Origin of the sequence: Coprococcus sp. AM100_B19A, from assembly GCF_027662015.1 — a bacterium.
GTDB classification, from domain to species: domain Bacteria; phylum Bacillota; class Clostridia; order Lachnospirales; family Lachnospiraceae; genus Allocoprococcus; species Allocoprococcus comes.
Map to the genome: position 1 here is coordinate 63,196 of NZ_JAQDKN010000003.1, position 12,522 is coordinate 75,717.

Consider the following 12,522-nt stretch of genomic DNA (forward strand, 5'->3'; position numbering starts at 1 on the left):
AGGTATCACTATGTTTCATAAGAACATTCCAAATAACAATAAAGACATAATCCGATTCCTGGCTAAAAATTTTGCAGGCACAAAAAAGATAAGAAATACGATTTTATTTTGCTCAGTAGTAATCGGTATTGTTGCTATAACCATGGTCTTCGGAATCTCCTTTGGGAAAATACAGGCAGAAGAAATAAGATTAACCAGAGAAAATGGAACTGCTTCTTCGGGCAGAATAGAAGATGGAACAGAAGAACAATATGCAAAATTAAAACAACTGGATTATATAAAACAGGTTGGGAAAAGCATTTTTGTAGGTGAAGCTACAGACATTTCAGAGGATAATGCAAAAACGATATGCAACGTAGTATGGGCTGACTCAGAAAGCTGGAACAATTTTTTGAAGCCTGCATATACCAATGTGATTGGAAGCTACCCACAGAAAAAGGATGAAATTCTATTGTCGGAGCGGGCATTGAAAAAACTTGGTATTTTTGAACCAGACCAGGGAATGGAAATAAACTTAGATGTATACAAAGGTGTGTTCGAACATTCGAAAGAAACATTCAAACTATGTGGCTGGTATACGGACTCTGGAAATGAACTGGCAACCGGATATATTTCACATGACAAAATTAATGAGTTAAACCTGGAAAAGGGTTCCTATACTTTACTTTTCAGTCAGAGCAATCATTTAAGCAGAAGAGATAAAAGTGACACGGTGACTATTTATGAACTATGACAGGTCTTGGAATACAGTATTGTCATTTTGACAATTTTGTATTACTTACGAGTAGCAGACTTGATACAAAGAATGAGCGTGTGTATTGCGGATAGAAGTGTATGCTACGCACGTTAAACCATAAGGAAAGGATTTTGTGAACAAACAGGAGATGAGATGAAAATGAATATTCACAAAAATAAGATGCTATGGTATAATACAAGGTACTGTATTAGGGCTTTTTATGAGAGAAGCTGAAATATGGGAAAAGATTTTAAAGGCAAAGAACCTGGCAAGGAAATATCCCAAGAAAGTACGGGATTATACTCAGCCAGATTTGTAGAATTCAGATTCGCAGAAGTAAAGAAAAGAATAAGAGGATTTCAGAAATTTCAACAGAATGGGAAGAATTGATGTTACTGACCCACTTGCAAAAATAAGTATGCTGAGATCCCTTGAAATTAAAGGATTTATAGGAGGAAATAGAGAAAATGAAACTTGGAATCGTAGGATTACCTAATGTGGGAAAAAGTACTTTATTTAATTCACTGACAAAAGCAGGAGCAGAATCAGCCAACTACCCATTCTGTACCATTGATCCAAATGTGGGTGTTGTTACTGTACCGGATGAACGTCTGAATGTGCTTGGTGAGATGTATCACACCAAAAAGATCATCCCGGCAGCGATTGAGTTTGTAGATATCGCAGGTCTTGTAAAAGGTGCATCCAAAGGAGAAGGTCTTGGAAACCAGTTTCTTGCAAATATCCGTGAGGTTGATGCAATTGTTCATGTAGTACGTTGTTTCGAGGACAGCAATATTGTCCATGTAGACGGAAGTATTGATCCGCTGCGTGACATTGAGACGATCAACCTGGAGCTGATCTTTTCAGACCTTGAGATCCTGGAAAGAAGAATTTCCAAAGCAGTCAGAGCAGCAAGAAATGACAAGACGATCGCAAAAGAGCTGGCACTGATGGAAAGAATTAAAGCACATCTGGAAGATGGAAAGATGGCAAAGAGCTTTGATGATATCAATGACGAAGATGAACAGCAGTGGCTGGAAAGCTACAATCTTCTGACCTACAAGCCGGTCATTTTTGCTGCAAATGTGGCAGAAGATGATCTTGCAGATGATGGTGCAAGTAATGCGGGAGTACAGGCAGTCCGTGAGTATGCAAAAAGAGAGGACTGCGAAGTATTCGTTGTCTGTGCAGAGATTGAGCAGGAGATCGCGGAACTTGATGATGATGAAAAGAGCATGTTCCTGGAAGAACTGGGACTTAAGGAATCTGGTCTTGAAAAGCTGATCAAGGCAAGCTACAGCCTTCTTGGACTGATCAGTTACCTGACAGCAGGAGAACCGGAAGTCCGTGCATGGACAATCAAAAAAGGAACGAAAGCACCACAGGCAGCAGGAAAGATCCATTCTGATTTTGAAAGAGGATTCATCCGCGCTGAAATCGTATCCTATGATGACTTGATGGCATGTGGCACTTATAACGCTGCAAAAGAAAAAGGTCTGGTAAGACTGGAAGGTAAGGATTATGTTGTACAGGACGGAGATATTATCCTGTTTAGATTCAACGTATAATATTTGTTAAAAAAGTAATTGATAATGTATGGTGAGAGACGGACAGATGTCCGTCTCTTTTATGATATAAGATAGTATAAGCTTACTATAGTTTGCATAAAACAACCTCTTGAAATGCAGGGGTTGTACGTCAAAAGGAACAATCAGAACAGTAAAATGACTGGACTTTTCATATATGAACAGCTATAATAATATCGAACGAAAGTGTAGAAAAATTTTAACACAAGTAAAAGTTTTGACACAATCTAAGGAGGAACAAAGAAAATGGCAAGATCAATGAAGACCATGGATGGTAACCATGCAGCTGCTCATGCTTCTTATGCTTATACAGAAGTTGCTGCTATTTACCCGATCACACCTTCATCTGTAATGGCTGAAGCCACAGACGAATGGGCAACACAAGGAAGAAAGAATATTTTTGGTCAGACTGTTCAGGTAACAGAAATGCAGTCTGAAGCAGGTGCAGCAGGTACTGTACACGGCTCACTGTCAGCAGGTGCGCTTACTACTACTTACACAGCTTCCCAGGGCTTACTTCTTATGATTCCTAACTTATATAAAATTGCTGGTGAACAGCTTCCGGGTGTATTCAACGTATCTGCCCGTGCAGTAGCTTCACACGCTCTTAATATTTTTGGTGATCATTCAGATGTTTACGCCTGTCGTCAGACTGGATGCGCAATGCTCTGTGAATCCAGCGTACAGGAAGTTATGGACCTGACACCGGTTGCACACTGTGCAGCACTGAAAGGTAAGATTCCATTCATTAACTTCTTCGATGGTTTCCGTACATCACACGAAATCCAGAAGATCGAAACATGGGATTACGAAGATCTGGAAGATCTCGTAGACAAGGATGCAATCAAGGAATTCCGTGCACATGCACTGAACCCGAACCATCCATGTGAAAGAGGATCAGCTCAGAACCCGGATACATTCTTCCAGGCTCGTGAAGCATGTAACCCATACTACGATGCTATGCCGGCAATCGTACAGGAATACATGGACAAAGTTAACGCTAAGATCGGAACAAACTACAAACTGTTCAACTACCATGGTGCAGAGGACGCTGAAAGCGTAATCATCGCTATGGGATCTGTTTGCGACACAATCGATGAAACAATCGATTACTTACTTGCTCAGGGCAAGAAGGTTGGTGTTGTTAAAGTTCGCCTTTACAGACCATTCTGCGCACAGGCACTTGTAGATGCAATTCCGGATTCCGTTAAGTACATTAACGTTCTTGACAGAACAAAAGAACCAGGATCTCTTGGAGAACCTCTGTACCTTGACGTTGTTGCAGCTCTTAAAGGAACAAAATTCGATGCTGTTAAGATCAACTCAGGACGTTACGGACTTGGTTCTAAAGATACAACACCGGCTCAGGTTGTTGCTGTATTTGAAAATGAAGCAAAAGCTAAATTTACAATCGGTATCGTTGATGATGTAACAGGACTTTCTCTTGAAGTAGGTGCTCCACTGGTTACAACACCGGAAGGAACAATCAACTGTAAGTTCTGGGGACTTGGAGCTGACGGAACAGTCGGAGCTAACAAGAACTCTATCAAGATCATCGGTGATAACACAGATATGTATGCACAGGCTTACTTTGATTATGACTCAAAGAAATCCGGTGGTGTTACAATGTCTCACCTCCGTTTCGGTAAGAAACCAATTAAATCTACTTACCTGATTCACAAAGCAAACTTTGTTGCATGCCATAACCCGTCATATATCAACAAATACAACATGGTTCAGGAACTTGTAGATGGTGGTACATTCCTTCTTAACTGCCCATGGACAGTAGAAGAACTGGACAAACATCTTCCAGGACAGGTAAAAGCATTCATCGCTAACCATGACATCAAATTCTACACAATCGATGGTATCAAGATCGGTAAAGAAATCGGACTTGGCGGACGTATCAATACAGTTCTTCAGTCTGCATTCTTCAAACTGGCTAACATCATTCCGGAAGAAGAAGCTATCGACCTTATGAAGAAAGCTGCAAAAGCTACATACGGCAAGAAGGGTGATAAGATCGTACAAATGAACTACGATGCTATCGATGCCGGAGCTAAACAGGTTAACGCTGTTGAAGTACCGGAAAGCTGGAAGAACTGCGAAGACGAAGGTCTGTTCACACCAGAAGTTAAGGGTGGAAGAGAAGATGCAGTAGCATTCGTTAAGAATATTCAGGCTAAGGTTAATGCTCAGGAAGGTAATACATTGCCTGTATCTGCATTCAAAGATTATGTAGATGGATCTACACCGTCAGGAACAGCTGCATACGAAAAACGTGGTATCGCTGTAGATATCCCGATCTGGCAGTCAGAGACATGTATCCAGTGTAACCGTTGCGCATATGTATGTCCGCATGCTGCAATCCGTCCGGTAGCTCTTACAGAAGAAGAACTTGCAAAAGCACCAGAAGGACTGAAAGCAATCGACATGATCGGTATGCCGGGAATGAAGTTCACAATGACTGTATCAGCTTATGACTGTACAGGATGTGGTTCTTGTGCAAATGTCTGCCCAGGTAAGAAGGGTGAAAAAGCTCTTGTTATGGGTAACATGGAAGAGAACGCAGGAGAACAGGTATACTTTGACTTTGGTACAGAAATCGAAGTAAAACCAGAAGTTGTTGCTAAATTTAAAGAAAATACAGTAAAAGGATCTCAGTTCAAACAGCCACTGCTTGAGTTCTCAGGAGCTTGTGCTGGATGTGGAGAGACTCCATACGCTAAACTTATCACACAGTTATTCGGTGACAGAATGTACATCGCTAATGCAACAGGTTGCTCATCTATCTGGGGTAACTCATCACCGTCTACACCTTACACAGTAAACTCTAAGGGACAGGGACCGGCTTGGTCTAACTCACTGTTCGAAGATGCTGCTGAGTTCGGTTATGGTATGTTACTTGCTCAGAAAGCAATCAGAGAAGGTCTGAAAGCGAAAGTAGAAGAAGTTGCTGCATCAGATAAAGCCAGCGAAGAAGCAAAAGCTGCTTGCAACGAATGGCTTGAAACATACGGATGCGGAGCTACTAACGGAACAGCTACAGACAAACTTGTTGCTGCATTAGAAGGATGCGACTGCCCGACATGCAAAGATATCGTAGAAAAGAAAGACTTCCTTGCTAAGAAATCCCAGTGGATCTTCGGTGGTGACGGATGGGCTTACGATATCGGATTCGGTGGTGTTGACCACGTACTTGCAAGTGGAAAAGACATCAACGTAATGGTATTCGATACAGAAGTTTACTCTAATACAGGTGGACAGTCTTCTAAGTCTACTAAGACTGGTGCTATCGCTCAGTTCGCAGCAGGCGGAAAAGAAACTAAGAAAAAAGACCTTGCTTCTATCGCAATGAGCTACGGTTACGTATACGTTGCACAGATCGCTATGGGTGCTGACTTCAACCAGACTGTAAAAGCTATCGCAGAAGCTGAAGCATATCCGGGACCGTCCCTGATCATCGCTTACGCTCCATGTATCAACCATGGTATCAAGAAAGGTATGAGCAAAGCTCAGACAGAAGAACAGCTTGCAGTTGAATGTGGATACTGGAACAACTTCCGTTTCAATCCAGAAGCAGAAGGATCTAAGTTCACTCTTGACAGCAAGGCACCAGATCTTGCCGGATACGAAGAATTCCTTAACGGTGAAGTTCGTTACAACGCTCTTGCCAGATTCAATCCTGAAAAGGCTAAAGTTCTGTTTGCTAAGAACGAAGAAGAAGCAAAAGCTAGATATGCATATCTGCAGAAACTCGTTACACTGTACGGTTCTGAAGAATAAGATTGACTTTAATGAGGAGTCAGGGACGAAAGTCTCTGGCTCCTTTTTGGTTTGTGAGGATTCAAAAGGGGACGCGTACGCAAAAGAACCTGCGCTGCACACCGCCTGCAAATGTGTTGTAGGTCCACAGAATGTCAAAGACTATCTTGCATTTGACAAGGTACTCGCATGCGGCGGAACCTGGATGGTAAAGGATGCTCTGATAAATGGCGGAGAATTTGAAAAGATCAAAGAAATGACAAAAGAAGCGGTAGATATTGTAAAATAGCAATTATCTCTTGCAAAAATGAAAATTTTGTAGTATGGTTGATAAAGAAAATGATGAATATTCAGCTTGATAGAGGCGCGGGATTTATCAGTACCTTCTGAAAGATGCGGCAGGGAAGCCGACAGAAGAGAAAGGAAATACCGCCGAAGGAGCCGGAACCCCAACCCCGGTTTCTGGGACGATGCAGAAGATGCAGCGTACTGTCACACACGTGGAGCGCTATCGGAAGAACATTTAAGGAAGACTTTACATGCCATGAATGCGTTTTGCCGGTGCAAGCGTTATTCATGGCATTTTTATGTTTTAAAACAGGAGGTATTTTAATTGAGAGAAAAAATGAGAAAGTTAAGCAGTCTGCTCGCAGCTGTAATGATCTGCGTAATGGCAAGTCCCCTTGTCACATTTGCAGCAGACGCGGAGGAGTATGTACCGAAGATGTACGCCAGCATCTGGTCACTGGTTCCACCGGTGGTTGCGATCGCACTGGCACTGATCACAAAAGAAGTGTACAGCTCATTATTTGTAGGAATTTTAGTAGGTGGAATATTCTATTCTGGATTTTCCTTTGAAGGAACCATCACCCATATTTTTCAGGAAGGGATCGTAGCTGTTCTTTCTGACAGCTATAATGTGGGAATCCTGATCTTCCTGGTTATCTTAGGAACCATGGTCTGCCTGATGAACAAGGCAGGAGGATCTGCCGCATTCGGTGAATGGGCAAGTACCCATATCAAGAGCCGTGTAGGTGCACAGCTGGCAACAATCATTCTTGGTGTGCTGATCTTTATCGATGACTATTTTAACTGTCTGACAGTCGGAAGCGTGATGCGTCCGGTAACGGATGCGCAGAATGTTTCCAGAGCAAAGCTTGCGTATCTGATCGATGCGACAGCAGCTCCGGTATGTATCATTGCACCGATTTCATCCTGGGCAGCAGCCGTTACGGGTTTTGTAGAAGGTGAAGATGGATTTTCAATATTTATCCGTGCAATTCCATATAACTTCTATGCAATCCTTACCATCCTGATGATGATCGCAATGGTTGTGATGAAGGTTGAGTATGGTCCGATGAAGGTTCATGAAGATAATGCGAAAAAAGGTGATATTTACACCACACCGGACAGACCGTATGCAAATACGGAGGAAGAGGCAGTGGATAACTGTAAAGGAAAAGTAATGGATCTTCTGATCCCGATCATTTCACTGATCATCTGCTGTGTGATCGGAATGATCTACACCGGTGGGTTCTTTGACGGAGTTGGTTTTGTAGAAGCATTTTCTGGAAGTGATGCTTCCCAGGGACTGGTGTATGGAAGCTTCTTTGCTTTTGTGATCACAATCGTGCTGTATCTGGTAAGACGTGTGCTGAAATTCGATGAGTGTATGGCATGTCTCCCGGACGGATTTAAGGCGATGGTTCCGGCAATCCTGATTCTTGTTTTTGCATGGACGCTGAAATCTATGACCGACAGTCTTGGAGCGGCAGAATATGTAGCAGGCATTGTAGCCGGAAGTGCGGAAGGTATGGTAAATCTTCTTCCGGCAATCATCTTCCTTGTGGGATGCTTTCTTGCATTTGCAACCGGTACAAGTTGGGGAACATTCGGAATCCTGATCCCGATCGTGGTACATGCATTTGAAGGAAAGAATGAGACGATGATGATCATTGCTATCTCCGCATGTATGGCCGGAGCAGTTTGTGGTGACCACTGTTCACCGATTTCGGATACAACGATCATGGCATCTGCTGGTGCACAGTGCAATCATATTAATCATGTCAATACACAGCTTCCATATGCGGCAAGCTGCGCGGCGATTTCGTTTATCACTTATATTATTGCCGGATTCGTACAGAGTGCATGGATCGCACTTCCGGCAGGAATCATCATGATGCTTGTCTTTGTGACATTCATGAAATTTTCACAGAAAGAGCAGACAACAGCTTTTTCACAGAAGAAAGAAGCATAACAGAGAAAATGAGGAATGGCTTTCGTAGCTGTTCCTTATTTTATTTACGCGAGCAACGAATCAAAGTCCGTGCTTGCACGAGACCTTGGCGACTGACGCGATAACTTGAGAAACTCGCGGAGCGTGTTTCTAATAGTTGACGGAAAAATCATAAAGAACTGGGAAGGTACATCGGATTATGGAAAACATTTCCCACCAAGACCTTGTATCAAATCAAAGAAATGTGTACAATGTTATTTATGAGACTAACTACAGAACTTGGAGGAAATCATATATGGATTTAACAAAGCTTACAGCATATGAGATCATTGAACACAGACCTCTTCCGGATCTGAAATCGGAAGGAGCGCTTTTAAGACATAAAAAGAGCGGTGCGAGGGTGCTTCTGATCTCCAATGATGATGAAAATAAAGTATTTAATATCGGATTCCGCACACCGACCACGAACAGTACCGGAGTGCCACATATCATGGAACATACTGTTCTGTGTGGCTCGGAAAAGTTTCCGACCAAGGATCCGTTTGTGGAACTGGTAAAAGGATCTTTGAACACCTTTTTGAATGCGATGACTTATCCGGACAAGACCGTATATCCGGTTGCAAGCTGTAATGAAAAGGATTTTCAGAATCTGATGGACGTGTATATGGACGCAGTCCTGCATCCGAATATTTACAAACACGAAGAGATCTTCCGGCAGGAGGGCTGGAACTATCACCTGGAGGAAGCAGATGGGGAGCTTTCTTATAACGGAGTTGTTTATAATGAGATGAAGGGAGCTTTTTCTTCACCGGATGGTGTTCTGGACCGTATGATCCTGAATTCTCTGTTTCCGGATACGACTTATGCAAATGAGTCCGGCGGAGATCCGGATGTGATTCCGGAACTGACTTATGAAGAATATCTGAATTTCCACAAAACCTATTATCATCCGTCCAACAGTTATATTTACCTCTATGGCAATATGGATATGGAAGAGAAATTAAACTGGCTGGATCAGGAATATCTGTCTGCTTACGATAAAAAAGAAGTAGATTCCGAGATCCATCTGCAGAAGCCGTTTGAAAAAATGCATGATATCACAAAGCCGTATTCGATCGCAAGTAATGAATCGACAGAAGATAATACCTATCTTTCCTACAATAAGGTCATTGGGACTTCTCTGGATGAAAAGCTGTATCTGGCATTCCAGATCCTGGATTATGCACTGCTTTCTGCTCCGGGAGCACCGATCACAAAAGCACTTCTGGAAGCAGGAATCGGAAAAGACATCAGCGGATCTTATGACAGCAGCACCTATCAGCCGATTTTCTCGATCGTGGCAAAGAATGCGAATGAAGAGCAGAAGGCAGAATTTGTAAAAGTGATCGAAGATACATTAAAAGGTATTGTAGAAAACGGAATGGACAAAAAGGCACTGGAAGCGGGAATCAATTACCATGAATTCCGTTACCGTGAAGCAGACTTCGGAGGCTATCCGAAGGGACTGATGTACGGTCTGCAGATATTTGACAGCTGGCTTTATGATGAAACAAAGCCGTTTATCCATGTGGAGGCGCTGGGCACCTTTGCATTCTTAAAAGAGCAGATCAGTACCGGGTATTTTGAAAAGCTGATTCAGACATACCTTCTGGATAATCAGCATGGAGCACTGGTTACGATCGTGCCGGAACCGGGACGTACAGCCAGACTGGATGCAGAATTAAAAGAAAAACTGCAGGCATACAAAGAAAGCCTTAGCAGGGAAGAAATCGAAAAGCTGGTTACAGATACGAAGCATTTACAGGAGTATCAGGAAGAACCGTCAAGTCAGGAGGATTTGGAGAAGATTCCGATGCTGACAAGGGAGGATATTTCCAGAGAGATCGCACCGATTTACAATGAAGAGATGAAGATTGCAGATATCCCGACTGTCTTCCATGAGATTGAAACGAACGGAATCGGTTATCTGGATCTGATGTTTGACCTTTCCGATGTGCCGGAGAAAGATCTCCCGATGGTAGGACTTCTGCAGGCAGTTCTCGGAATCATTGACACCGAGCATTATGAATATGGAGAACTTTTCAACGAGATCAACAGACATACCGGAGGAATCGGAACTTCACTGGAGCTTTATCCGGATGTGACGAAGGTCAAAGAAAAAGAATTCAGGGCAACTTTTGAAATCAAGGCAAAAGCGCTTTACGGACAGATTCCATTTGCCATCCGTATGATGAAAGAGATCCTGACAGCTTCGAAGCTGGACGATGAAAAACGTCTGAAAGAAATCCTTTCTATGACAAAGACCAGATTGCAGGATCGTTTCCTGTCTGCAGGACATTCTGCAGCAGCACTCCGGGCAATGTCTTATAAGTCACCGATTTCAAAATTTAAAGATACGACAAATGGAATCGGATATTATCAGAACATCCGTGAGATGGAAGAACATTTCGAGGAGAAGAAGGAAGAGATTACAAATGGATTAAAAGCTTTATCTGAACTGCTTTTTAGAAAAGGCAATGTGATGATCAGTTACACAGCCTCAAGAGAGGGACTTGCCGTTTTGGAAGAGGAGATCGGAAGCTTAAAAGAAGCTCTTTATCCGGAGAGAATGCCAGAGAGCCGATGCATCCTGCACTGTGAAAAGAAGAATGAAGGATTTAAAACTTCTTCTAAAGTACAGTTTGCGGCAAAGGCAGGCAACTTTATCGACGCAGGGGAGGAATATAACGGGGCACTGCAGATCCTGAAAGTGATCATGAGTTATGAGTATCTCTGGATCAATATCCGCGTAAAAGGTGGTGCGTATGGCTGCATGAGTAACTTCAACCGCATTGGTGAGGGCTATTTTGTATCTTACCGTGACCCGAATCTGGGAAGAACTTTGGAAATCTATGACGGAGTTCCGGAATATCTGGAGAACTTCACGGTCAGCGAACGCGATATGACAAAATATATTATTGGAACGATCAGCAACATTGATCAGCCGATGACTCCGGCAACCAAGGGAGACCGTTCCATGAACCTTTATATGAATCATGTCAGTGCAGAGATGATCAGAAAAGAAAGAGAACAGATCCTTACAGCAAACCAGGAGGATATCCGCGCACTTGCAGGTGTGGCACGTGCAGTGCTTGCAAATGATCAGATCTGTGTGATCGGAAATGAAGCAAAGATAGAAGAAGAAAAAGAATTATTTATGACAGTTGAGAATTTATTTTAGAAGGAGAATGCATGAGAGCAGATTTTAAATCAGGATTTGTAACGCTGATCGGCAGGCCGAATGTGGGGAAATCCACACTTATGAACTATCTGATCGGTCAGAAGATTGCTATTACATCGAATAAACCACAGACCACCAGAAACCGGATCCAGACGGTACTTACGACCGATGAAGGACAGATTGTATTTGTTGATACACCGGGAATCCATAAGGCGAAAAACAAGCTTGGGACCTACATGGTAAATGTGGCAGAGCGCACCTTAAATGAAGTGGATGTGGTACTGTGGCTGGTTGAACCAAGTACCTTTATCGGAGCCGGAGAGCAGCACATTGTGCAGCAGCTTGGGAAGGTGACGACACCGGTCGTGCTGGTCATTAACAAGGCAGATACTGTGAAGAAGGAAGACATTCTTCCGTGTATTGCAAAATACAACGAAGTATACCAGTTTGCAGATATCGTTCCGGTATCTGCAAGAACCGGTGAAAATACAGACGAGCTTTTAAAGGTCATCATGAAATATCTTCCGTATGGACCGCAGTTTTATGATGAAGATACCATTACCGACCAGCCGGAAAGGCAGATCGTGGCAGAGCTGATCCGTGAGAAAGCACTACACTGCCTGAATGAGGAGATTCCACATGGAATTGCGGTATCGATCGAGAAGATGAAAGCACGCAAAAAAGTGATGGATATTGAGGCAACGATCATCTGTGAACGTGATTCACATAAAGGAATCATCATTGGCAAGCAGGGATCCATGCTGAAAAAGATTGGCAGTACGGCGCGATATGAGATCGAGCAGATGCTCGAATGTAAGGTAAATCTCCAGCTTTGGGTAAAAGTAAAGAAAGACTGGAGAGACAGCGATTTCCTGATCAAAAACTTCGGATACCGAGAAGACGAGTAAAAAATGTCAAGGTGTTTCTCTGAAAAACAGCTGGCAGATATTACGCAGTATAGCATCTGAAAATATGGGAG

At 42.9% G+C, this 12,522-nt stretch carries 8 protein-coding genes and 1 riboswitch; all 8 genes read left to right on the forward strand.

Features of this window, described 5'->3' with window-relative positions; all coding sequences use genetic code 11:
• Positions 1 to 10 precede the first annotated feature (10 nt).
• The 8 genes from PGQ33_RS04005 to era all read left to right on the forward strand — a co-directional run bounded on the left by PGQ33_RS04005 (position 11) and on the right by era (position 12,451).
• A complete protein-coding gene (locus PGQ33_RS04005; RefSeq protein ID WP_270205310.1) occupies positions 11 to 733 on the forward strand; it encodes a hypothetical protein in 723 nt (240 codons plus the stop codon).
• Positions 734 to 973: 240 nt separating this feature from the next.
• Positions 974 to 1,126 carry a hypothetical protein gene (locus PGQ33_RS04010; RefSeq protein WP_195196425.1) on the forward strand — a complete coding sequence of 51 codons (153 nt, stop codon included), beginning with the start codon at positions 974 to 976 and terminating at the stop codon, positions 1,124 to 1,126.
• A 77-nt stretch (positions 1,127 to 1,203) separates the two neighbouring features.
• Positions 1,204 to 2,304, forward strand: coding sequence for a redox-regulated ATPase YchF (gene ychF, locus PGQ33_RS04015; protein ID WP_022220674.1), 1,101 nt, complete (start codon positions 1,204 to 1,206; stop codon positions 2,302 to 2,304).
• Positions 2,305 to 2,568: 264 nt separating this feature from the next.
• Positions 2,569 to 6,108 carry a pyruvate:ferredoxin (flavodoxin) oxidoreductase gene (gene nifJ / locus PGQ33_RS04020; RefSeq protein ID WP_117822717.1) on the forward strand — a complete coding sequence of 1,180 codons (3,540 nt, stop codon included), beginning with the start codon at positions 2,569 to 2,571 and terminating at the stop codon, positions 6,106 to 6,108.
• Positions 6,062 to 6,376, forward strand: coding sequence for a hypothetical protein (locus PGQ33_RS16770; RefSeq protein ID WP_117835537.1), 315 nt, complete (start codon positions 6,062 to 6,064; stop codon positions 6,374 to 6,376). Before nifJ ends, PGQ33_RS16770 begins: the two co-directional genes overlap by 47 nt.
• A 62-nt stretch (positions 6,377 to 6,438) precedes the next feature.
• Positions 6,439 to 6,606: riboswitch (Lysine riboswitch) on the forward strand.
• Between the two features lie 139 nt (positions 6,607 to 6,745).
• Positions 6,746 to 8,344, forward strand: coding sequence for a Na+/H+ antiporter NhaC family protein (locus tag PGQ33_RS04030; RefSeq protein WP_442872450.1), 1,599 nt, complete (start codon positions 6,746 to 6,748; stop codon positions 8,342 to 8,344).
• A gap of 274 nt (positions 8,345 to 8,618) precedes the next feature.
• Entirely contained in the window at positions 8,619 to 11,543 is a 2,925-nt protein-coding gene (locus PGQ33_RS04035; protein WP_270205311.1) for an insulinase family protein, read from the forward strand.
• 11 nt (positions 11,544 to 11,554) lie between these two features.
• Entirely contained in the window at positions 11,555 to 12,451 is an 897-nt protein-coding gene (gene era / locus PGQ33_RS04040) for a GTPase Era (protein WP_008372068.1), read from the forward strand.
• Positions 12,452 to 12,522: the final 71 nt, after the last annotated feature.